We start from the raw sequence: 23,414 nt of genomic DNA, 5'->3' as shown, positions 1-23,414 counted from the left end.
CAGGTGCGGATCGGCGGACGACACCAACAACAACCGCCTGCGCGCCGCCCTGCGGGAGATCGAAGTCCGTCGAATCGACCCAGGACGGACGAAGGAGGGGAGCGCGATGTATGTCTGAACTGCGGTGTACTGATGCGCAATCAGCAGAACCGGGCCAAGCAGGCGCGTCCCGCGGCGAGCCGCCGGTCGACCTCGGGAATCGGGTCGTCCCCCGCTCCTCGGCGCTACTTCGGCCCCGCCCTGCCGATCGCGATGACGTTCTGCTGCGCCGCCGGCTTGCCGCCCTCGTTCGCCGACACGAACGCGCGCGGGTGCGCCCTGAGGAGCGTCACCGTGAGCGTGATGCCCCAGCCGTCGTTCGTCTTGAGCTCGGCGTGACCGTGGCTGTCCTCGACCGCCAGGATCAGCCGGCCGAGCGGCTCCAGGCCGGCCGGCGCGGAGCCGGGGGCGGTGAGCACGCGCTGGAGCGCCGACTCCGGCAGCCCCAGGCCGAAGCCGACGTCCAGGATCGACAGCTGCACGCCCTGGGGCGCCTCGCGCACCGACACCACGGGGCCGTGGCCGGGGAGCCCGCGGCCCGCGACGTCGGTGAGGAACGCCTCGAGCACCTGCTCGAGCTCGCCGCGGTGCCCGAGGGCGTGCGTGGCGCCGCGGATGGGCTCGAGCCGCACGGCCCGGCCCGTCGCGCGGGAGGCGCTGGCGACGGCATCGGCCACGACGTCGCCGAGCTGGAAGGCGCAGAGCGGATCGGCGGCGTCGCGCACCGCGAGCGGCCGCACGTTGTCGGACACGGGGGCCGCCTGCTGGACGGGGATGAGCGCGGCGACGTAGCCCGCGATCCACGAGGAGCCGTCGGACTCGCGCCGCAGGGGGCGCACCGAGAGCACGGCCGGCTCGGGCGCGCTGACGCTCAGCTCGATGCCGTCGTCGCTCGCCATCACGCTGGAGAGCGACACGGCGGCGTCGCTCGCGGACGTGGCGCCGAGGACGTCGCCCAGCGTGAGCGAGCCGGGCGGGAGCGCCGCGCTCGCGCTCTCCGCGGGCACCGTGACGTCTCGCGCCCGCAGCCACTTCGCGAACTCGGGCGCGACGAAGCGGACGTCGCCGAAGGCGTCCGCGTACAGCAGCCCGACCGGCGCGCTGCGCAGCATCGAGCCGAAGAGCTGGAGGTCGTCGAGCGCGACGCGCGCGCCCTCGACCAGATCGTCCTCCGGCGAGCCGCCGCCGCGCGCCTCGCCCGCGCCGGCCTGCGCCGTGCGCGCGAGGCGCTTCCTGCGCAGGAGCAGCGCGAGCTCGCGGCCGACGTGCTCGGCGCGCTCCGGCTCGCGCGAGAACGTCTGCTCGGCGACAGGGCCGCAGAAGAACACGTACCCCTCGATCTCGCCGAACGCGATGAGCGGGACCACGACCGCCGGCATGTCCTGCTTCGCCAGGAACCGGCGCGACAGGCGGATCGCCGGCACGCCCTGCTCGCTGCTGTACGGGGGGCGGCGGACGTCGCGGCGGAGCTCGGCGACGAAGCTCTCGCCGCCGCCCTGCCTGTCGTTCCAGAACCGGAGGTGCCAGCTCCCCGCGGGCAGCTCCGCGACGAGCACGAGATCGGCCGGGTGCGCCTGCTCCGCGAGGCGCGCCACGCGCGGCCAGAACTCCTCGTCCGGCAGCGTGTGGACGCCCTGCATGCGGAACAGCGCGGCGCGCTGGATGAGCTCCGCGGCGCGATCGACGGAGCGCTGGACGACGAGCCCGCGCACGATCATGACCCCCGCGAACGCGACCGCGAGGCCGAACAGCGCGCTCGGCAGCGCGATGAGGCTCGCCTCGGCCCGCGCGGCCAGCACGCCCTGCCCCGCCGCGAGCGCGAACACGCCGAGGAACAGCGCGGCCGTGGCGACGAGGCTCCCGTAGCGGCGGCGCGCGAACCACACGAGCCCGCCCGCGAGCAGCACGAACAGCGCCGGCACCCACGCCGGCGCCGAGGCGCGCCGGCCGCCGTCGAGCAGCCCGCCGAGCACCGCGGCGACGCCCCTCGCCGGGGGCAGCGCCGACGTCGCGACCGCCTGGGGAGCAACGCCGCCGGCGCCCACCGCGACCACGGCGACGCGGCCCTCGAGCGCGCTCGCGGGGACCTGGCCGTCCGCGAGATCGCGCAGGCTGACCGCCGGGACGCTCTGCGGCGCCTTCTTGAGCACCCAGGGCGCCGCCGAGACGCCGAGCGCGCCGAGCTCCGGCGCGCGCTCCCCCGCCGGGAGCGGGAAGAAGCCGACGACATCGCCGGCGCTCAGGCGGAGCAGCTCGGGCGGCATCCGGACGACCGGCGCGGCGCTCGCGGCGCTCGTGGCGTTCGTGGCGCCCGCGCGGCTCGCGGCGCCGCCGCCGCAGAACGCGTCGGCCGGGGGGATCAGCAGCGCGCCGCGCGCGCGCCCGCGCTCGAGAAGCCCGGGGAGCGAGCGCTCGCAGAGCCCCTCGCGCAGCGCCTCGGGCGAGGCCGTGACGAGCAGCACCTGCGCGGACGGCGCGGCGTCGGCGAGCGCGGACGCGGTGAGGCCGCGCGCCACGTAGTCGAGCCGATCGAGCGGCGCCACGGCGGCGATCAGCGCCCCCGCGACGATCGAGAGCACGTCAGGCGTGAGCCACCCGAAGCGCATCGCCTCCGCCTGCGCGGCCATCGGGCGCGGGATGCGAAAGGGCTTGGGGATCCGCGGACGGTAAGTCTTCGCCATAATCGCTGAAGGCCGCGGCCCTCGAGGGGGGCGCGGGACGCCCCGGGCAGCCTGAGCGTCGCATCGTGGTCGAATCAATACAATTGTCCACCCGGGTCCGCCGCGCCAAAAACATCGGCTGTGCGACGAGACCGTCGCTCCCAGGGCAGCAGGCGCAGCCGTCGCGCCCGCCTCTAACGTCCTCCGGTGCGCCGCGATCTCCGACCTGGCCGCGGCGCCGCGGTGTGTTCTGGGCCGCGGCGCCGCGGTGTGTCCCGGGCCGGGGCGGAGCGGTTCGCGACAGGGTGCGACGTGGTGCTCCCAACGCTCCGCCGACGCGCGTTGTGTTGCGGGCGGCGCACGTGTGATGCGACGTCAGCGCGCTGTGACGATTCGGCTGGATCGGCCTGTCGGAAGCGGTTTGAATCCTTGGTGCCTATGCGCCGTGCTTCACCTGTGCTTCGTGCCGCGCCCGTCCTTGGTCTGCTCAGCTTGGTCAGCAGCGTGGCCTTCTCGGCCTCTGGCTGTGGCTGCGAGTCGGATGTGAAGATCGCAGATTCTTCGGGCAGCGGGGGCGCGGGCGGCGGCGCTGGCGGCGGGGGCGGCGGCGGCGCGGCCGGGAGCGGCGGCGGCGCGGCCGGGGGCGGCGGTGGCGGCGGCGGCGGCGCGGCCGAGGCCGGCGGCGGTGGGGCCGGCGGCGCCGGTGGGGAGGAGCTGCCGGACGAGCTGCCCGACTTCACCGAGGAGGAGCGTGAGCCCACCGAGGCCACGGACGGCATCCCGAGCCCGCTGCCGGGCGTGTACACCGACAAGGGCGTGGCCGGGGGCGACGAGGTGGTCCGCGCGCTGATGGGCTTCCCCATCCGCAACTCGGGGCTGCTCGAGCAGCGGATCGCCGAGATCTACGACCCGGCGAGCCCGCGGTTCCGCCAGTACCTCACCCGCGACGAGTGGATCGCCGCGTACGCGCCGCGGGAGCGCGACGTTCACCTCGTGAAGCTCTGGCTCGAGGAGCAGGGGATGCAGGTGAACTTCACGGCCACGAACCGGCTGCTGATCCAGTTCACCGGCACGGTGAGCCAGTTCAACGAGACCTTCGACACGGAGCTCCGGGTCTTCGAGCGGGAGAACCCTCAGGCGGGGAATCCGCCCTTCGACGTCTTCGGCTCCCTCGGCCAGCTCACCGTGCCGACGTGGGTGTCCGCTCGCACGACCGGCATCATCACCGCGGATCTCGCGGCGAGCACCCGGGCGCTCCCGGGTGAGGCCGGGGAGATCGAGCCGGATCCGCCGCCCGGCGTCGAGCGGGGGCTGACCCCGGCGCAGATCGCGGGCGCGTACGACGTCGATGATCTCTACGAGCTCGGGTTCACCGGCGAGGGCGTGAAGCTCGGGGTCACGATCGGCGCGACCTTCAAGTACAAGGACCTGCAGTCGTTCTGGCGGGCGCTCGGCGTGGAGCGGGCGAACCCCGAGGTCGTCCAGACGATGGAGCCGGTCGCGACGCGCTACGTGGAGTCGACGCTCGACGTGGCGTGGTCGGGCGGCCTCGCGCCGGGCGCGGACCTCGTGGTGTACCAGGGCCCCGACGCGCGCAACACGTCGATGGTCTACACGTTCAACGAGGCCATCGGCCGCGGCGAGGTGTCGGTCATCACGGACTCGTTCGCCCACCGCGAGGACTCCGAGCCGCCGGCCGTGCGGCTCCAGTACCACCGCTCGGCGCAGATGGCCGCGGCGCTCGGGATCACCGTGGTCGCGGCGACAGGCGACTCGGCGCAGACCGACACGCCCTCGGCGAGCCCGTACGTGACCGGGGTCGGCGGGACGTCGCTCTCGCTCGGCGAGGACGGCGAGGTCGAGGACGAGCGCGCCTGGTCCGGCTCCGGCTCCGGCCCGACGCTCTCGTTCCCGATCCCCTCCTGGCAGGTCGGGATCGTCGAGGGATCCGGCGGCAAGCGGGCGGTCGCGGACGTCGCCATGCACGCCGCGACCTCGCCGAGGCCGTACTGGGTCTACTACCTCGGCGAGTGGCGGACGTACGGCGGGACGTCGTTCTCGGCGCCCGCGTTCGCGGGGCTCATGGCCGTGGTGAACAGCTACCGCGCCGCGCAGGGCCTGCCGCGCGCCGGGTTCCTCAACGCGATCCTCTACACGACCCCCGCGGTGCAGGCGACGTTCCGCGACGTCGTGCGCGGCGAGACGGAGTTCTTTGCCGCGGGGCCCGGCTGGGACTACCCGACGGGCTGGGGCGCGCCGAGCGCGATCGGCCTGGCCACCACGCTGCCGTAGCGCGCCCGCGCCGGCAACCGCGCCGGGCGCCGGCGCGCGCCGACCCGCCCCGCCGCCGCCGTCCCGCCGCATGCTCGAGAACCTGCCGCTCTTTCCCCCGAACGGGCTCGATCGGAGCCTCCACACCGCGGTCCTGATCGGCCTCGTCTTCGGGACGTTCTTCACCGAGACGCTCGGCTGGACGTACGCGGGGCTCGTCGTGCCCGGCTACCTCGCGACGGTGTTCTTCGCGGCCCCGGTCACCGCGGTGTTCATCGTCGCGGAGTCGATCGTGACGTACCTGTTCGTCGCGCTGATCGGCCGCTGGATCACCCGGACGGGCGCGTGGTCCACGGCGTTCGGGCGCGAGCGGTTCTACCTGTTCATCGTCGGCGCGGTGATCGTGCGGCTCTTCGTCGAGGGCTTCGTCGTGCCCGAGGTCTCGGCGCGCTACGACTTCGTGCACTCGCGGGAGCTCTACAGCATCGGGCTCGTGCTGGTGCCGCTCATCGCGAACGCCTTCTGGAACAGCGGCCTCCTGCGCGCGGCGCCGCGGCTCGCGCTCGTCACGGCGCTGACGGCGCTCGTGCTCGGCGTGCTGCTCCGGACGACGAACCTCTCGGTCTCGCGCTTCCAGGTGCTCAACGAGAGCCTGTCGCTCGAGTTCCTCGAGCTGCCGAAGGCCCACATCATCCTGGTCATCGGCGCGCTGCTCGGCGCGCGCAACAACGTCCGCTACGGGTGGGACTACAACGGCATCCTCGTGCCCGGCCTGCTCGCCGTGGCGTGGTACGAGCCGACGAAGCTGCTCACGACGACGATCGAGGCGCTCGTCGTCTTCTACCTCTCGCGCTGGATCACCTCGGTCCGCCCGTTCTCGCGGATGCTGCTCGTGGGGCCGCGGCGGATGATCTTCGTGTACGTGCTCGGCTTCGTCCTGAAGATGGCGATCGGCTTCGCCATGGTGCGGTACGCGCCGGGGCTGCAGATGGTCGACTACTTCGGCTTCGGTTACCTGCTCCCGAGCCTGCTCGCCGTGAAGATGTGGAACAAGGAGCACGTCGGCATCGTGATCATGCCGACGATCCAGGTGTCGCTCACCGCGTTCCTCGTCGGCAACGGCGTCGGCTACGCGCTCGTGGCGCTCGGCTGGGGCGGCGCGCCGCCGCCGCCCGCGGCCGCGGCGAGGCCGCTGCCGCGCATCGAGAGCGCCGCGCTGTCGCTCGTGCTGGCGGACACGGCGCCCCGGCCCGGCCCGCGCCCGAGGGCGGCCGCGATCGCCGCCGACATCGAGTCGCGGCGGATCGCCCACCGGCTCGCGCGCGGCGTGCTGCGCGACGGGCGGCCGGCGGACGAGCTGCTCGGCGCGGCGGAGCGCGCGCGGGTGTCGGTGGCGCGGGAGGGCGACGGCGAGCGGCCGTGGTACGTGCTGAGCCCGCGGTTCGACGATCCGGACGACACGCCGAGCGCGCCGCGGGCGGCGATCCGGAAGCGCGTCGGCCGGAGCGCGATGTCCGCGCCCGCGCCCGAGTGGCTGGTGCTGGCCGCGCCCACCGAGCTCGGCTCGGCGCTGCCGGCGGTGGCGCTCCGGGTCGCGGAGCTGCTCGACGCGGCGGGGGTCGTGCTGCTGTCGCGCCACGGGGCGATCCGGCGCCACGACGAGGCGTTCGTGGCCGCGATGATCGACGCCCTGGAGAACCCCCAGGTGCTCCTCGTCGAGCCGGGCGGCGGCGACGGGCCGGAGCTCAGCGTGGTCGGCTCGCCGGCGGGGCTGCCCGTCGTGTCGATCGGCCTGGGGCTCGGCGCCGAGACGGCGATGACGTTCCGCCCGGCGGCGGAGCCGGCCACGCCCCTCGGCGACGCGCCGCGCTTGCACGTGCCACGCGAGGTCGCCGAGGCGGTCGGCGCGCGCTCGCTCGGCGCGCCGGAGGCCGTGCGCTGGACCGGGACGCTGGAGGAGGAGCTCGCGAAGCGGATGGTGTCCTTGACGGAGGTCCAGCCGGGCCGCTTCCGCCCGCCGTCGCTCGAGGAGCTCAGGCTGTTCGACGCCGTGGTGGCGCCGCGGCTGATCGCGGCGGCGACGCGCCCCGACGGCGCGTCCGGCGCGGCGCCGCCGACCGCGTGGGAGCGGGCGATCCTCGGGCGCCTCGGCTTCCGCGAGGTGCGCATCGGCGGCACCGACGCGGCGCCGGCGGCGTGGGGCATCGCGGAGCCCGGGCCGGCCGAGGGCGGCCCGGAGCGGCGCGGGAACCCGGCGTGGCTCGTGCTGGCGCATGCGTCGGCGTCGCCGCCGGCGGCGTCGACGAGCGCCATCTTGCCCGCGGCGCCCTCGACGGAGGCGGTGAGGTCGCCGCTGACGGGCGCGATGCTCGTCGAGGTGCCCGCGCCGCGGTGGCAGATCGGGGCGTTCGGCGCGGGGCTCGCGCTCGCCGACGCGCTCTCGGCGCAGTCGCTGCTGCTCGCCGGGGCGGTGCCCACGGCGGAGCCGGGCGGGGCCGCCGACGTGCGGCGCGCCGAGGGGCTGCGCAGCTACTTCCAGCGGGCGCACGAGGTCTGGGTCGGGGACGGCGGCAACGCGCTGTCGGTGCAGGCGATCGAGGCGGATCGGACGTACGAGCGGGACGCGGTGATCTCGTTCGGGTACGAGGTCGTGCGGCCGGGGCACGTGCCGACGTTCGCTGGGCCGCTGCTGGAGACGCTGCGCGATCTCGAGCTGCGCGTCGGGATCTTCGACGGCTCGCGCGAGCAGGTGCCGTTCAGCGGCGCGACGGACATGGCGATGGCCTACGCGAAGCGGTTCGCCGAGGGGCGGTTCGCGATCGTGTACCTGGGCAGCGCGATCCGGCGCTTCTTCGAGCTCCGGCGCTTCGTGGAGCCGGGGCAGGGGGAGACGCGCCTCGAGGCGCGGCTCGCGCGGCTCGGCGTGACGCCCGAGCCGATCGACGTGGCCGCGCGGGCTCAGGCGCTCGCGTCGTGCGCGGGGAGCGCCGGCGCAGGCGCGAGCGGGGACGAGCTCTGCCCGACCCGGGCGGTGACCGCGGCGTGCGATCTCTCCGCTGCGATAGAGCCCTTCCGGCGCTACACGACCGAGCGGAACCCGTATTACCTGAGGGCGCACTTCGCGACGCAGGCGGCGCCGACGGCCGGGCCGGCGAAGGCGGACGCGACGCGGGCAGCGGTGGCGGACGCGACGCGGGCCGGGTCGGACGCGTCGCGGGCAGCGGTGGCGGTGGCGCCTCGGGCAGGGCTGGCGGCCGCGGCGCGCGCCGCGGCGGCGGCCGCGCTGCGCGGGAGCGCGCCGGCCGCGCCGCGGCGCGAGGCGCAATGCCATGTGGAGATCGGGCGCGACGTGATCACGGGGCGACCGTGGGTCATCGCGGCGCGGCCGGGGGAGGCGCAGCTGCTGCCGATCGACGGCGCGCTCGTCGCGGTGCCGGGCGCGGCCGTGCCCGGCGGTTCGCGGCTGCGGCGCGCGGTCACCGTGGGCACGAGCGCGCTCCGGGTCGATGCGGCCGGGCCCGGGGCGGCGCCTCAGCGGGGGGCCCCGTGACCGCCCCGGCGAAGCGCCGCGCGCCGGCGGGCCACGAGGCGCCCGCGCCGCCGCGCTCCCACGCGGCGCGGCCGCCGTCGCGGGCGCGCCTGGCGACGGCGGGGTTCCGCGCCCGCGACGGCGCGCCGCGCAGGGCGCTGAACCCGCGGTGGCTGATCGCGATGGCGCTGCTCGGGGTGACGGCGTTCGCGCTCTCGCAGCTGTCGAGCGCGCCGCCGCTGGGCAGCGCGCTGCCGGCCGAGGACGAGATCCTCGCCTACCACATCGAGCCGGAGCGGGACCTCGTGATCAAGGTCCCGGCCGAGATCGACGCGGTGGAGGTGACGACCTGGGGGAGCGTGAGGGCCGACGCCTGCGACTCGGCGCGGCGCTACCCGTACGGGTTCGTCGCGGCGTTCGTGAACGAGCGCGGGGAGGAGGTCGCGCGGCACGCGATCGATCTGGAGAGCCGGGTCAGCTGCGATCCGGATCGTCCGCTCGGCGAGGGCGAGTACGCGGCGCGGCTCGCGAGCGGCGGGGGCGCGGTGACGGATCCGCGCTCGACGCTGCTCATCACGCACGACGTGCTCCCGCAGGGCGGGCAGGTGCGGCTCCGGGCGAAGCCCGCGGTGGGGAGCGACGGCGGCGACGGCGCGCGTGTGCCGAGCGAGCTGACGATCCTGTCCCGGCTGGAGGGGCGCTACCAGCGCAGCGAGGCGTCGCGCGCGGTCTACGAGCAGAGCCTCGACGCGGAGGAGCGGCGGCAGCTCGGGCTCCGGGCGTCGGCGCTCGGCTTCGCCGACCTGCCGGAGCCGGCGCGGAAGGAGCTGCTCCGGGGCTGGGCGCGGCGGCTCGAGGCGGGGGGCCGCGAGGGGATCGACTACGAGATGTCGCGCCTGCTCTTGCGGCGGTTCCGGATGCCGTACCCGCGCGCCGAGGGGCGCGGCGCGTCCGAGTTCGTGATCGGCGAGCGCCGCGCGGCCGCGCTGAACTTCCGCGGCCCGCTGTCGCTCGACATCGAGGGCCCGCCGGGCCGCACGGTGCGGGTCGCCGACGGCGCGAGCGGGTCCGCGAGCGTCGAGCTCGGCCCGCTCGGGAGGGCCACGGTGCGGCTCCTGCGGGAGGACATCCGGACGGTGGTGATCGACGGCGTCGGCCCGGATTTCGGCGTGCGGTTCGGCGCGCCGGAGGCGCAGGCGATGCAGCAGATCGGCGAGATCGTCCACCCGGCGATGCCCTCGCCCGCGGGCGAGGGGGGCCCCGGCGCCGCGCCGGGGGCGCTTCCGTCGGCGGCCGCCGCGGAGCCGCCCGCGCCGTCCGCGCCCGCCGCCGCGGCGGCGGAGGCGGCGCCGGCGCGGCTGCAGACGCCGCCGGACGTGCGGATCGTGCGCTACCTGGCGCTGGATCCGAGCGACCCGGTGATCGCGCGGATGGCGCCCGGGCAAGAGCTCCTCGGGCTGCTGATCCGGACCGAGATCGACGCGAGCGGGGGCGCGAACCAGGGCGACGCGACGGTGGTGGCGCGGTGGGGTCCTGGGCCGTCGGAGCGGGCCGAGCTCAAGGTGACGCTCCCGCGATCGCGGTTCGAGTGGTGGAACGAGGGGTTCGACGCGTCCGAGCCGCGGCTCGCGATCCTCCGACCGCCGGCGGGGGTGGAGCGGATCGAGATCACGGGCGACGCGAGGACGCGCCTGCGGCTGCGCGCGATCGAGCCGGGCGTGAACGAGACGCTGTACCGGCTGCCGTACCGGGTCACGCTGGCCGAGGACGAGACGTGGCGCTACGCGCCGTTCGACGTGAGCACGTGGACGGACGTGCGGGCGTTCAACCTCGACGATCTGGAGCGGAAGGAGCGCTTCTCGGATCTGCGCGAGCAGGTGCGGATCGAGCGGGCGGGGGAGGGCGGGAGGTCGAACGCGGATCGGCCGGAGCGGGTGCTCGTCCCGGAGCACGCGCCGGTGCGCCGGCGGCTGCTGATGCCGGCGTGGCAGTCGGCGGGGGAGCCGTCGCCGGGCGACGCGTGGACGCCGCTGCTCGTGGCGAAGGACGTGCGGGTGGACGGGGCGGGGGCGCGGGCCGGGCGGCTGTCGGTGATCTACCGGGCCGCGCGCGCGTCGCTCGGCAAGGAGGTGGCGGTGCGCGTCGACGGCGAGGTGGCGCTGAAGGAGCCGATCGTCGCGCTGTCGGGATCGCTGCGGGTGGCGGCGCCGGCCGGCGCGCGGCGGGTCGAGGTCGAGGGGCTGGGCGAGACGGGGGTGGCGTACACGGACGCGCCGCCGGCGAACGGCGGGGCGATCGTGCGCCGGCGCGACGTGTTCGAGCTGACGCGCGCCCGGCCGATGACGTACGAGTTCGAGCAGGAGGCGGGCGAGACGCTGCACCTGGTGCTGTTCGTGGTGACGCCCGGGGAGAACGCGGACTACCGGATCCGGTACCGGCTCGAGGGGGCGAAGCCGGCGTCGCGGGAGGCGGCGTTCTTCCGGCGGGTGACGATCCCGGAAGGCGTGCTGGCGGGCCGGGGCGGCGACCTGACGCGCGCGACGCTGTGGGAGGCGGCGACGGAGAAGCGCGGCACGGACGGCGTGGGGCGCGCGGTGATCCGGCTGGGCGACGATCTGGAGCCCGGGGAGCGGGCGGTGCGGCTGTCGCTGCTGGGGGCGCAGCCGGGCGACACGGGGGAGCCGGCGAAGGCGGTCTGGGTCGGGGCGGTGCTGGTCGGGCAGAAGGCGCCGGGGCGGGACGACGGGCCGAGGCTGTGGGTGGAGGACGATCCGTGAGGAGAAGCGGGGGGCGCCGCAGCGCTCGGCTGCCGCACCCGTGAGGCGCCGCGCATGGGGCGTTGCGTTCAAGGCGATCTGGAGAGTGAGTTTTCCAGGGACCTCGGCAGTGGCGCGGTCGTATCGCTCGCGGCTCGATCAGGCGTGCGCGGCTCGAGGCCGCGCAGCCGCGAGAATCGCCTCGGCGAGCTGCTCCTCGAACCGGCGGAACGCAGGCAGTCGGCGTAGCGTCCGAGGGTCGATGTTGGCGCCGAAGAAATCGTAGAGATCGGCACCGCAGAGGCGACCGCCGCCGCTCGCCGTGAGGACCTCTTCCAGCGCACGCTTTGGATCGAGCACGCTCTATGGATCCGCCGGTAACAGAAGCGGCGACATCGGCGGCAGCAGCTTCTGGAACGGCAGCGCGTCGACGAGGAGCCATGCCTCGATCTCGCGCACAGGAACGCACGCTGCGGCCGCCAGATCAGCAAACTCTGCTCGGGCCAGCTCCAGCCCCGGCTCGATCTGCTCGCGCTGTGTCCGCTCGGAATCGCCCGATCCATCCGAGTGGATGACGAAGAGCGTACATTGATCCCAATACGCGCGAATGGAAGCCGCAATCCGGACGTCGCGCCGCCGTGACGTGCGGGCCGGGGCGTCGATGCCCACGCTCGGGCCGATCATGGGAACCTCGGGAAGCACCTTGGCGGCGAGCGCGGGGATCAGCTGATCGAGGAGCGGGAGTAGCAACGCATAGTCGGTTTTTCCCTCGGCGAAGAGCCCTGCGCACAGATACGTCATGCCTCCGCGAGCTCCGCGGGGCTGGCTGTCTCCAGGATGCGCCGGAGCTCTGCTGTGGAGATGTACCGTTCGCGATCGATGACACCCACAGGCGCAACCCTGCGTACCCGTGTATGCCGGAGCCCGCTGCCCAGCCGCACCAGGTCGAGCGCCATGATGCACTCCGGGTGATCCATCAGGGCCGCGAGGACGACTGGAGAGTGGCTGGTGATCAGCACCTGCGCAGTGCCAGCGGCAGCCGATTCGGTGTCGCTGGCGACGGGGCGCTGCGTCGCCTCCAGGATCCGCTCGATGAGCGTCCTTACGCGCGCAGGGTGGAGCCCGTTCTCCGGCTCTTCGATCGCGATCAACGCGTTCGAGGCGTCTGCACGGAGCGCTGTCGAGAGCGCCAGGATGCGCAGCGTCCCGTCGGAGAGGACACGCGAGGGGAGGCGCTGGCCATCGGACGTTTCCATCTGCACGACGAGCGTGTCGCCCTCGACGACGACCTCGAAGGTGCGGACTCCAGGTACGAGGCTCGCGACGTCCGCCCGGATCTCGGCGATCGCGCCGGGGCTCTGCGCCGCCAGCGTAGCCGCCAGGTTGGCGCCGTCCGTCGAGAGCCTCGCTGGTGCGCCAGGCTCGCTCGGCTCGCGGATCCGTTGGGCTTCCAGGTGCAGGACGCGCAGGCCGCTGAGCTCCTCGGCGACGGCGCGCAGGTGCGGCGAGCGAGCCTGCATCTCCGGCTCCGAGAGAAAGGTTGCCTCGGGAACGTACTGCACGGTCGCTGTCATCGAGAACTGGGACGCGCTCGGATCCGCGACGGTCAGAGCCCGCTCGTACTCCACCAGCGCGCCGCCATCTCCGTGGCGTAGGCGTGACGCAAAGGCGGGATGGCGCCTCAGCCATGTATCCTCATCCGACGTCATCGACCGCAGCACCTCGCGAACGACCGTCAGACGCTCTCTCATGGAGCTGAGCTGCTGAAGCTCGATGTTCACCTCATAACGGAGCCGCGTCGCCTGGAGCGGTACGTCGCGCAGGCCGACCCTCACCGCGGAACGCGGCAGGATCACCTCGATCGCGAGCGCCATGCTGGCGAGGGCGCCGAATCCGCGTGCGACCGTCGTGGTTGGCTCTTCGTCCCGGCGACGGAACTGCTCGCGGATGCGCCCTCTCCCCTCTCCGACGGCTGCGGCGAGCGGGCTGCCCGCGAGCCGCGCAAGCAGCGAGAGCGCGTCGAGCAGGTTCGATTTTCCGGCTCCGTTCGGGCCGATCAGAACGGAGAACGGCTCGAGATCGAGGGCGAAGCCCTGAAAAGACTTGAACCCGTCTATCTCGATGCGGGTGATCATCTCCGGCGCCCTTGTGGCAGAGCCTACAGCACATGAGTCCCGCGGGCCAGCGGTTCTCGGGGCTGAGCCTGCCACGCGAAGCGGGCGGCGCCAGCGGCTCGTGCCGGTGCGGCGTCGACGAAGGCAAACTGAGCCGGCACCCGGATCGAGGGCATGCGACCGGCCCGCCGAGAGCAGCCGCGTCGGTTGACCAATCCGTGCCGGTATGCAGCCAAATGGGTCACCTGAAAGCGTGTATGGCCGACGGGAACGAACTGGCACAGTGCCGCCTCGCACACGCCTGCGTTGTCACCATGGCCGCAGCTGCCGCGGTCCGTCGCGTCTCGGTGTACACGCTCCGCGCGCTGCACAGCTACGTGGGAGCTACGTCGAGCGGTGCGGATGGCATCGGAAGGGGCTCTTCTTAGTCAAGCCGAACCATGCGCTTGCTCACTGACGGGTTGGTCGTGCGGCCCTTTTTGTTGTAGGGTCTCCCCGCGCGCCCCTGCGGCTCGCTGCAGCGGAACGAGCACACATGGCGGAAACGACGACGAGCCCGCTCGGGAAATGCCTTGTTGCGGTGCCCATCCTTCGCCTCGCGGACACCCGTCGTGGCGCCAGCCGCGCGCGAGGCGCGCGCGCCTTCGCCGGCCTCGCGTCTGCCGTCGCGGTCGCGCTCGGCGGCGCGGCGGCACACGCGCAGGGGTCGGCGCGCGACCCGGTGGCCGCGGAGGCGCTCTTCAAGGCCGCGCGCGCGCTCGTCGACAAGGGGGACGACGCGGCGGGGTGCCCGAAGTTCGAGGCGAGCCTCGCGCTCAACCCCTCGGCGAGCACCCAGATCAACATCGCGCGTTGCCGCGAGCGCGAGGGCAAGCTCGCGACGGCCTGGCACGATTACCACCGGGCCCTCGTCCTGAACCGCGAGACGGCCGGGGAGCAGCGGCGGCGAAGCCTGGAGGAGGTCGCGAACAAGGGGATCGCGGCCCTCGAGCCGCGCGTGCCGAAGCTCGTGATCGTGGTCAAGGGCGCGCCCGCCGGCATGGAGGTGCTGCGCGACGGCACGGCGCTCCCGGCGGCCGCGCTCGGAGAGCCCCTGCCGGTCGATCCTGGCCCGCACGAGATCCGCGCGAGCGCCCCCGGGCACCAGGCAGAGACCCGCTCGATCACGCTCGCGGAGGGCGAGACGACGACGGTCGAGCTCACGCTGCGACCCGCGGCCGCGGCCAGCGCCGCGACGCCGCCCACCAAGGCGAACGAAGCGCGAGGCGGGGGCACCCCGACCTGGGCCTGGATCTCCGGAGCCGCCGGGATCGCCCTTGCCGGCGCGTCGGTCGGGTTCCTGATCGACGACCTCTCCGCGATCAGCGCACTGCGCGAGAACTGCCGCGATGTCGCCGGCGGGACGTACTGCGACCCCGGCTATGACTTCGCGGCCGACAATGCGCGCAAGAACCGCGATTTCGGCCTCTTCGTCGGCCTGGGCGCCGCGGGGCTCGTCGCGGTGGGGGTGGCGGCCTATGGGATCGTCCGGTCGGGCGGCGAAGAGGCGCCGGCGGCCGTCGCGCTCCCGTGGATCGCGCCGTCCGGCGCCGGCGCCAGCATCTCCGGGAGCTTCTGATGCGAACGGGCGAGACAAGACGCGTGGTGTTCTTCAGGGCTCTCTCCGCGATGGTGATCCCGCTGTTTGCAGCGGGCGCGTGTGTCCCTGACGTGGAGCCCACGGAGGGCGTGGTGGTGGGCGGCCAGTTCAACCGCCTGAACGACGCGCGTTATCCGGCCACGGTCGCCGATTTCCAGCTCGATCGCTTCGAGGCGACGGTGGGCCGGTTCCGGCAGTTCGTCGCGGGGTACCCGGCGACAAAGCCGAAGGCGGGGGCGGGCGCTCATCCGCTCATCGAGGGCAGCGGCTGGGACCCGGCGTGGGATGCGAGCTTGCCCGCGGGGCAGGACGAATTGCGGGCCTCGCTGCAATGCGACCCGAACTTCCGGACGTGGACCGATGAGCCCGCCGGTAACGAGGCGGCGCCCATCAACTGCGCGAGCTGGTATCTCGCGTTCGCGTTCTGCGCATGGGACGAGGGCCGGCTGCCCACGGAGGCGGAGTGGAACTACGCCGCGGTCGGGGGGAACGAGCAGCGCGCCTATCCGTGGGGAGACGAGGCCCCGAGCCAGGATCTGGCGGTGTTCGGCTGCGACTCCACGATGACGGTGTGCCCGATCCCGTCGGTCGGGTCGAAATCCCCTGCGGGCGACGGGAAATGGGGACACGCTGACCTGGCGGGCAGCCTGTTCGAGTGGGTCCTCGATTATCACGCCGATCTGACGGCGACGTGCATCAACTGCGCGACACTGACCGACGGAGGCTTCGGAAGGGGCTCCCGCGGAGGGGCGTTCTCGCACACGGAGGAGACGCTCAGTCCGACGTACCGTATCGGCGAGCTGCCGGAGAGGACGCTGTCTTTCTACGGGTTCCGCTGCGCGCGGGGCGAGTAGGGGGCAGACCGCGTCCTGGCGCGGCCGTGCTCCTCGACATGTCAACCAGTCGGGTTGCCTCGCGCTGTGCGGTGCGCACGACGCGTTGCTCCAGGAATGCGGTCCGCCAGCGTTCTTCATTCCGCGAGAGCACATCAGGCGCTGGCAGCCGCTTGATCGGGATCATTTCCCGTCTCCATGCAGCGTCTTCAGCCGCTCTTCGATATCGATGTACGAGAAGTACTCGGGGTTCTTGTCCTTGAGCTGCTTCTCGATCTCCTTCCGCCGGACGGAGTCCCCCGCCTCGAAGGCGGCCTTCCTTTCGTCCATCAGGCGCGAGATCTCCTCGCCAAACGGGTGCGTGCCATCGAACGCGGGGGAGAGCAGGATCTCCTCCACCGGCTTGTTCGCGTAGACGTCTGTGGCGTCATCGACCACGCAGGTCTTCCGCTCCCGGTCGTAGCGACAGACGAACACCCGGGCGCCTGGAACCGAGCCGACAATGAAGGGAGAGTGCGTTGTGGCGATGATCTGAAGATTCGGGAAAATGCTGAGCACGTCGCCCAGAAAGCGCTTCTGCCAGCGGGGATGCAGGTGGTTCTCGGCCTCGTCGATGAGCAGCAGCCCAGGCGTTTTGCAGAGCTCGGAGGCTTCCTTCTCGCGCAGGACGTGCACGGCGTACATCTTGCCGAGCAATCCGATCATGTGCTGGATGAGGTACGCGTTGCCGCTGCTCAGGTTGGAGAGCGGCACGAGGTGGCCGCTCTGCCGCACCATCGGCATGAAGGCGCGACGGTCCACGTGGCTCAGCTCTCCGTCGAGCACGCTGAGCTCGACGATGCGGCGTATCGTTTCGTAGAGGACCTCACCGTCCCGGCGATCGCGAGGATCGTCGCTGCCGCGAAGGTAGTCGAAAGTGCAAATGAGCTCGGTTACCGCGGCGTTGCGCTGGATGCCTTTGAGAGCATCTTTCAGGAAGAGCTTGGGCTCCTGACGCGTGAGCTGACTGATCGTGTAAGCATCGGCGGGAAGTGAAGAGCGCCAGAAATCCACCACCCAATCGGGGCACGGCTGCCCCGCTTCTACGGTGGTGGGAAGGAACGCGACCTTCGTATTGTGCGGAAGAAAGTCGAACGCTCCTTGTGAGTATTGCTTTTGGTTCGACAGGAATCGTTCCAGGTGTCCGTCGATGAACAGGGTTGCTTCTATCTGGAATGGTGTCCCGTTTCGCCAGAGCGCGCGCTCGAGGTGTCCGTAGTACTGGCCGAACAATCCCCGGATCGCATCAAGCAGAATCGTTTTTCCGGTCCCGTTCTCGCCGGTGATGATCGCCACCGGTACCGGGTCGTCGTGCGCCGACAGGAACTCTAGACGTGCCTCATCGAACGGACCGATGTTCTGGATGGACAGATCGAGCAGTCGCATGGGAGACCCATGTGCACCCGAGAGCACCGATCACGTTGAAACCCGGAGAATTTTCACAGGGAGGCGGGGAGGCGGGGAGGAAGAAGAAATGAATTTCTCCCTCCTCGCCGTCTCTCGCTCCCCGCCTCCCCGTCTCCCTGTGAAAAATTCCTGCTTTTTCTTGTGGTTTCAACCCGTTTGTCGCTCTAGCGGTCCGCCTCGCCGAGTACGACGTCGAAGAGCTCAGTGCATCGAGGCTGCTCGGCGGCCTGGCAGGCAGGTGTCCCGAGCGGTAACTCGATGGGGCAGGGCTCGCCGCCCTGCCGGAGGGCTGAAGCGCGAGCGGCGCTGCTCGCTGCCATAGGCCTCGGAGCGCCGCCCGCCAGCGGCAGCCTCGGCAGACACCGCCCCGGCGAGAGCCGCGGCTCCCCCTCGCCGATCGCACGCTTGCGCTCGAACCCGGAAATCGGGTAGCCCGGTAGGTCACGGCGCGGGGCGTAAGTGGGCATGGTGCAAGGGTAATCGCCGTGGATCTCGACGCCTTCCCCGGGGCCGCCGCCCGCCGCGCGCTGCTCGCCGCGGCGCTCGTGCTCGCGTTCGGCGTCGCCCACGGCGTCCCGGCGGCACGCGAAGCCGCCGCCGCAGAGCCGCTCGTCTGGGTGGCGCCGGGCAGCGCCGGCGTCGCGCCGTGGAGCAACGGCCCGCAGCAGGGGGCCCCCGCTCCGGACGAGGCGCGCGCCGCGCCCGCCGCGGTCGACCCCACCGCGCCCGTCGCGCTCGCCGCGGGGCAGCTGCTCCTCGTGCCCGTGGAGCCAGGCGACCGGCTGGAGGTGCGCGGCGACGTCGCGGGGATCGGCCTCGGCTCCGGCGTCGGGAGCGCGCCCGATGTGATCACCTGGATGCCGCTGCCTCCCGCCAGGGCCGGCGCGCGCGACGTCGCGGTGCCGACGTGGTCGAGCGCGCGCTTCGTCGTCGTGCGCGCGGCCGCCACGCGCGGCGCCGGGAGCACGCCGGTCGCCGTGCGCGTCGCCGCACGGGAGCGCGCGCCGCTGGCCTGGTACCGCCTCGACGAGGACGTCGCCGCATGGCTCGGCGGCCGCGCGCCCGCGCCGGCCACCGCGCCGGGCGAGGCGGGCGCGCTGCTCCGCTGGGTCGACGCCGCGCGCGCGGCGCTCACCGCCCCGGCCGCGGCGGGCGCGCCCTCCGCGCGCCTCGATCCGGCCGCCGCGCGACTCGCCCCGGCCGCGGCCGCATGGCTCACCGCGCGCTATCTCGAGGAGTCGCTGCTCCTCCGGCCGCTCGTCGAGCCGTACTTCGGGGCGCGCGGCGTCGAGCTGCGCGGAGGCCGCGAAGGCCCCGACCTCCCGGCCGTCGAGCGCGCCACGCCATGGCGCTCGCTCGGCGCCGGGGCGCGGCTCGAGCTCCGCGCGCCCGGCGCGGACGTGCTGCGCATCGCCCTCCGGGCGCGCACCTACGGGACCACGCGCGTCGTGGTGCGCGCCGGCGGCGCCGTCGTCCGGGAGCTCGTCGTGCGCACCGGGTCGCGCCTCGCGGACGCCGCGCGCTGGAGCGAGCCGCGGTGGATCCGGGTGCCGCTGCCGGTCGATGCGCGCGCGGCGACCGTCGACGTCGTCGAGGGGGAGCTCGCCGTCGCCGCCAGCGGCTACCAGCAACGCACCAGCGTCGCCGAGCTCCTCGCGCCGCAGCGCGACCGCGCCGGCCTGCTCGAGCGCGCGGCGCGACGCGATCAGGCCGGCGACGGCGATCGCGCGCCGGTCCACGCCGAGGCGCCGCGGCTCCTCGCCGCCGCAGACCGGGCCGCCGCGCCGGACGCCGCGAAGGCCGCGCTCGACCTCGCCGCGCGGCCGGCCGTGCCGCCGCCGCTCCGGGCGCTCCTCCTCGCCGAGTCGGTGCGGTGGGCGCCCTCCTCCGGCGCGGCGTTCGCGCGCGCGGCGCAAGCCTACACGGCGGCGCAGGCGTCGGTCGCGGCGCGAGGTGATGCGGCGGCGCAGGGCCGCGCGGCGGCGGGCGCCACGTCGCTCCAGCGCGCCATCCTCGCGCGGCTCGCCGCGGCGCACGCGGACCCGGGCGCCGCGGACGCGCCCTGGTCCTGGCCTGCTGGACCCGTGCCCGCTCAGCCCGGGGCCGCGGCGCCGCGCGAGCCCGCCGGAGCCCGCGCGCACCCGGACGACGTCGCGGCCGTGTCCGCGCTGGGCGCGGCGATGTCGCCGCCGCGCGATGGCCGCCGGCCAGCGGGGGCGCCGCTCGCGGAGCGCTATGCGCTCGCCCATGGCGACGTCGAGAGCGCGGCGCCGCTCGCGCGCACCGCCTGGGCGCGCGAGGCCCCGTGGGACGCGCTCGACATCCCCGACGGCGTGGCCGCGTGGAGCGCGATCGCGCCGCCTCGCGACGTGCTGTCGCCGGCGGGAGGCGGCACACCGGGGCGCGCCGCCGCGGACGGCCTCTGCGAGGTGGACGCGGAGTCCGGGCTCCGCTGGACGCTCCTCGACGCCGCGCGCGCGCAGATCGACGTCGAAGCGCCGCCGGGGGCCCACGCGCGGGTGCTCCTGCGGAGCGCCTCGAACCAGGTGGTCCCCGAGTCGCCGGTGCTCATCGACGGCGCGCCGGCCGCGGTGCACGGCGGCGCCGGGCTCACGTCGGTCGTCGCCGTGGCGCCCGGGGCGCGCACGTTCCAGCGGCCGGCGGGCGCTCCGCCGGTGCTCGCGCGCATCCCGCGCAGCGGGCGCGCGCCGTGCGCGTCCCTGCGCGAGATCGTGCAGTGGGCCTGGGTCGATGGCTCCGCGACCTTCGCGCTCCCCGACCCGGAGCGCGCCACGCTGGCCCGCGTCGTCCTCGCGCCGCCCGCCGTGGCGGGCGAGGCGGCGCTGGCGTCCGGAGCGCAAGGCGCCGCTGCGCCGGCGCCTGGAGCGCAAGGCGCCGCTGCGCCGGCGCCCGGAGCAGCGGCGCCGGCGCCCGGAGCGCGAGGCGCGCCGCCCCCGGCGGACGGCCCCGCACGTGTGCTCCGCGTGCGCGCAGGCGCCGCCGTCCACGAGGCCTGGGTGCGCGCCGGCGCCACGGGCTCGATCGAGGTCCCGGTCCCCGCCGGCGCGCATGAGCTGCGCGTCGAGACCGATGCGCCGACGCTGCTCCGCGCCTCGGTGCGCCTGCACCCCGCCGCGCCCGGCGCCCCGCGCGCCGTCACGCCGGTGCGCCCGCCGGACGGCGCGCCCGTCGACGGCACGCTCGAGCAGATCCGCGGCGCCACACGCGCCCTCCGCGCCGCGCCCTCGCCTGCCCGCGCCGCGCTCCACGCGCAGCGCGCCGCGGCGCTCGACGCCCTCGGCTTCCCGGCGCTCGCCGCGCTCGACCGCCCCGCCGAGGAGGATCCCTGGGACGCGGCGCACCTGCCCGGCGCGTCGACCGCGGGCGCGCCGCCGAGCACCGTCTTCACCCTGCCGCCGGGCAGCCCGGTGGCGGTCCCGCTCGGCCTGCCCGCGCGCGTGCCGCCGCTCCCGCTGCCCGACGACCGCGCGCCCCTCGCGGCCGCGCGCGCCGCGCGCCTCAGCGTCGACCCGCGGCGCGGCGTCGCGCTGCTCGCGGGCCCTGCGGGCGACAGCTCCGGCGCGGACGCGCTGCTGCTCGGCCTCCTCGCCGAGCGCTCCGGCGAGGTGCAGCTCGCCGCCGACGCCTTCACCCGGATCGGGCTCGCCCACCGGTCCGCCGCGGCGCTCGCCCGGGCCGCGAACCTGGCCACCGACGTGGCTTCCGCCGCCCCGGCGCCCGATCGACGGCTCACGCTGCGCGCCCTCGTGCTCGCCGAGCTCGCCGTGCAGGAGGCCGCCCGCGAGGCCTCCGCCGGTCAGCAGGGCGCCGCGCCCGCAGCCTCGGGGAGCGCCCCGCAGCGCCCGGCCGTCGCTCCTCCCGCCGGCGCCGCGCCGCCGCCTGTCCAGCTCCCGCCGGCCGCCCTCGCGCGGCTGGCGCCGGTGACCGGCTGGACCGTGCCGCCGCGCGCCGACGCCACGGCCGGTACGGCCACGCTCGAGATCCGGGCCAGGGCCGATCGCGATCTGCCGCTCCGCGTGCGGGTGCGGCGCGCGCTCGTCGATGCGCCGGAGGCGTCGCTCCTCATCACCGACGGCGCGCGCGCCGAGTTCCGGCTCGACCGCGCCGCGCCGGGCGCGATCGCGCTCGACGGCGTCTGCCGGGCGCTCGACCGCGAGGAGACCCCCTGCGCGTTCTCGATCGCGCTCGACGGCGAGCCGGTCGCGTGCTCGCCGGCTTCCGCGCCGATGGCCGACCGCTGCGTCGTGCAGGTGCCGCGGGGCAGCCACCGCATCGAGGCGCGGCCTCCGGCGGACCGGAGCGTCCTCGGCTGGATCCGCGCGACCGCGGCCGGCGCGGCGCAGCCCTTCTCGGGCCGCGTCCTGTCGACATGGAACGACATCGACCCCGCGCGCCCCCTGGAGCTCGCGTTCGTCGGCCCGACCGTCGTGCGCATCCGCGCCCGCGCCGCCTACGAGTGCGCGTCGCCCCGCGCGCGCGCCGCGCCCGCGGACGGCGGGGATCCGGCTTGCCGTCCCGAGGTCGCCGCGGCCGCGCCCTCCGGCCAGCTGCGCTTCTCGGTGGCGCCGCTCGACGGCGTCGGCGGCGAGGCCGGCGGCGGCGCGGTGGGGGAGGGGACCCTCGCGCTCGACGCCTCGGAGGACCGCGCCGCGCGCCGCCTCGGCGTCACGCGCGCGCCGTTCTTCTGGCTCGGCGGCGAGGTCGAGTCCCGCGTCGCCGTCCTCCCCGAGGGCCCGCATGTGCTGCGCGTCGCCTCGCCCGGCGGCCGGGCGCTGCTCCGCGTCGAGCTCGCCGTCGCGAACGGCGCGCCCCGTCCCCGCGTGCCGCCGCCCGCGCCGCCGCCGCTGCCCGCGCCGATCGCTCCCGCGGACGAGCCGCTTCGTCCGGCGCCCCCGGTGGGAGAGGACCCGGACCCGGGGCCGCTCTCCGTCGGCGGCTACGCGCGCCTCGTCGACAGCGAGCTCGCCGAGGAGGACGCCCGTCTTCCGGTCCGCTTCCTCGAGCTCGGCCTCGACGTGCACCGCGAGCTGATCGAGCGGCGCGCCTGGATCGCGGCCGCGGGGTTCGGGCGCCTGCGCGACGGGCCGGAGAGCTTCGGCGCGGAGGCGCGCTTCGACCTGAGCTCGAGCGGCTGGGTCCCCGGCGGTTCGCTGAGCGGCCGCGTGGTGTTCCAGCCGGACGCCAGCGACGCCATGGGCGCCAGGGCGAGCGCGAGCGCGTTCTGGTCCATCCCGCTCGGCGAGCTCACGCTCTCGCCGTGGGCGGGCTTCACGTGGCTCATGGTGGACGAGTCGCTGAGGGGCTTCGTCGGCGCCGACAAGGACGTCTACACGCCCTACGGCGCCACGCACGACACGCAGGCCTCGCTCGGGGCGCGCCTGCGGTACCGTCCGTTCGTCGACGCGCTCGTCACGGCGGGCACGTCGCTGCGCCTGAGCCCGGTGCCATCGGCGCTCGACCGCATCGACGCGACGCTCGACCTCGACGTGCTCCCCGGCCGGGGGCTGTGGCCATGGATCCAGCTCGGCTGGCTCGCGAGCTACCGGCCGGTGAACGAGACGCGCGACGAGGCCTTCCTGCGCGACGCGTTCACCGCGGGGCTCACGTTCTGGAGCTGGCTCGCGCGCGGGCACCGGGTCTCGCTCGGCGCGGAGGGGACGTTCCTGTTCGACCTCCCGAGCCCGGCCGAGGCCTCGCCGCGCGCCTCGCCGCGCGTCTCGGGGCTGGTCTTCCTCCGCTACGACTACACCGCCCGCCGCGGCCTCCGCGACTTCCCGCCGGCGTCGACGCCGTTCCGCGACCGGCAGGAGGAGGGGAGTGGGCGCATCATCGAGCGCGAGCGACCCGCCGTCGAGCCCTCGTGGGAAGAGCCGTGAAGCAGGTTGCCCTGCCGGCCCGGGCGCGCGCCCTCTCGCCGCAGCACGCGTGCGCCGCGTCCCCCGCGGATTGACCGGCTCGTAGCGCAGGCCGCCACAGGCGGCTGCAGTGATACCCAACGAGCCGCAGATCTGTGCGATCGTGCGACATCGACCAAACCGCAAGAACCATTGAAAGTGAACAAGTCGAGCGGGAACGCACGAGCATGACACTCAGCAAGCTCTCGATT

The 23,414-nt window shown here is 74.7% G+C and carries 11 protein-coding genes; 6 read left to right on the top strand and 5 right to left on the bottom strand.

Going from position 1 to position 23,414, the window contains the following annotated elements; genetic code table 11:
* Positions 1-224: 224 nt before the first annotated feature.
* Positions 225-2,666 (bottom strand): hypothetical protein, encoded by a 2,442-nt coding sequence (locus WME95_RS41295; protein ID WP_437904747.1) that lies wholly within the window; start codon positions 2,664-2,666, stop codon positions 225-227.
* 576 nt (positions 2,667-3,242) lie between these two features.
* Between WME95_RS41295 and WME95_RS41290 the strand changes: the two genes are divergently transcribed.
* The 3 genes from WME95_RS41290 (at position 3,243) to WME95_RS41280 (ending at position 11,276) form a co-directional block, all read left to right on the top strand.
* Entirely contained in the window at positions 3,243-4,991 is a 1,749-nt protein-coding gene (locus WME95_RS41290; protein WP_437904746.1) for a S53 family peptidase, read from the top strand.
* 70 nt (positions 4,992-5,061) lie between these two features.
* Positions 5,062-8,520, top strand: a complete 3,459-nt coding sequence (locus WME95_RS41285; protein WP_437904745.1) for a poly-gamma-glutamate biosynthesis protein PgsC/CapC — start codon at positions 5,062-5,064, stop codon at positions 8,518-8,520.
* Positions 8,517-11,276 (top strand): hypothetical protein, encoded by a 2,760-nt coding sequence (locus tag WME95_RS41280; protein ID WP_437904744.1) that lies wholly within the window; start codon positions 8,517-8,519, stop codon positions 11,274-11,276. Before WME95_RS41285 ends, WME95_RS41280 begins: the two co-directional genes overlap by 4 nt.
* A 138-nt stretch (positions 11,277-11,414) precedes the next feature.
* Here WME95_RS41280 and WME95_RS41275 read toward each other — a convergent pair whose 3' ends face one another.
* From WME95_RS41275 to WME95_RS41265, 3 genes are read right to left on the bottom strand one after another with little or no spacing between them, the layout of a single operon-like run.
* Positions 11,415-11,615, bottom strand: a complete 201-nt coding sequence (locus WME95_RS41275) for a hypothetical protein (protein ID WP_437904743.1) — start codon at positions 11,613-11,615, stop codon at positions 11,415-11,417.
* 3 nt (positions 11,616-11,618) lie between these two features.
* Positions 11,619-12,056 (bottom strand): hypothetical protein, encoded by a 438-nt coding sequence (locus WME95_RS41270; protein WP_437904742.1) that lies wholly within the window; start codon positions 12,054-12,056, stop codon positions 11,619-11,621.
* Positions 12,053-13,390 carry an AAA family ATPase gene (locus WME95_RS41265; protein WP_437904741.1) on the bottom strand — a complete coding sequence of 446 codons (1,338 nt, stop codon included), beginning with the start codon at positions 13,388-13,390 and terminating at the stop codon, positions 12,053-12,055. Before WME95_RS41265 ends, WME95_RS41270 begins: the two co-directional genes overlap by 4 nt.
* A 514-nt stretch (positions 13,391-13,904) precedes the next feature.
* On the opposite strand from WME95_RS41265, the gene WME95_RS41260 reads away from it, so the two are divergent.
* Together WME95_RS41260 and WME95_RS41255 are read left to right on the top strand one after the other, a co-directional pair.
* A complete protein-coding gene (locus tag WME95_RS41260) occupies positions 13,905-14,987 on the top strand; it encodes a PEGA domain-containing protein (protein WP_437904740.1) in 1,083 nt (360 codons plus the stop codon).
* Positions 14,988-15,013: 26 nt separating this feature from the next.
* The gene (locus WME95_RS41255) at positions 15,014-15,862 is read left to right on the top strand and encodes a formylglycine-generating enzyme family protein (RefSeq protein WP_437904739.1); all 849 of its coding nucleotides are present in this window, start codon (positions 15,014-15,016) and stop codon (positions 15,860-15,862) included.
* Positions 15,863-16,024: 162 nt separating this feature from the next.
* Here WME95_RS41255 and WME95_RS41250 read toward each other — a convergent pair whose 3' ends face one another.
* A complete protein-coding gene (locus WME95_RS41250) occupies positions 16,025-17,266 on the bottom strand; it encodes an AAA family ATPase (RefSeq protein WP_437904738.1) in 1,242 nt (413 codons plus the stop codon).
* Positions 17,267-17,772: 506 nt separating this feature from the next.
* Here WME95_RS41250 and WME95_RS41245 point away from each other — a divergent pair.
* A complete protein-coding gene (locus WME95_RS41245) occupies positions 17,773-23,184 on the top strand; it encodes a hypothetical protein (protein ID WP_437904737.1) in 5,412 nt (1,803 codons plus the stop codon).
* Positions 23,185-23,414 lie beyond the last annotated feature (230 nt).

Source organism: Sorangium sp. So ce327 (assembly GCF_051530205.1).
Taxonomy (GTDB): domain Bacteria; phylum Myxococcota_A; class Polyangia; order Polyangiales; family Polyangiaceae; genus Sorangium; species Sorangium cellulosum_B.
Note: the sequence above shows the minus strand (reverse complement) of the source record. Positions and strands in the feature narration are given on the sequence as shown.

Bases quoted from the DNA above. Each gene is read 5' to 3' on its own strand.
- WME95_RS41285 (WP_437904745.1), top strand. From the start codon at position 5,062: ATGCTCGAGAACCTGCCGCTCTTTCCCCCGAACGGGCTCGATCGGAGC.
- WME95_RS41260 (WP_437904740.1), top strand. From the start codon at position 13,905: ATGGCGGAAACGACGACGAGCCCGCTCGGGAAATGCCTTGTTGCGGTG.
- WME95_RS41265 (WP_437904741.1), bottom strand. From the start codon at position 13,390: ATGATCACCCGCATCGAGATAGACGGGTTCAAGTCTTTTCAGGGCTTC.
- WME95_RS41250 (WP_437904738.1), bottom strand. From the start codon at position 17,266: ATGCGACTGCTCGATCTGTCCATCCAGAACATCGGTCCGTTCGATGAG.
- WME95_RS41270 (WP_437904742.1), bottom strand. From the start codon at position 12,056: ATGACGTATCTGTGCGCAGGGCTCTTCGCCGAGGGAAAAACCGACTAT.
- WME95_RS41295 (WP_437904747.1), bottom strand. From the start codon at position 2,666: ATGGCCGCGCAGGCGGAGGCGATGCGCTTCGGGTGGCTCACGCCTGAC.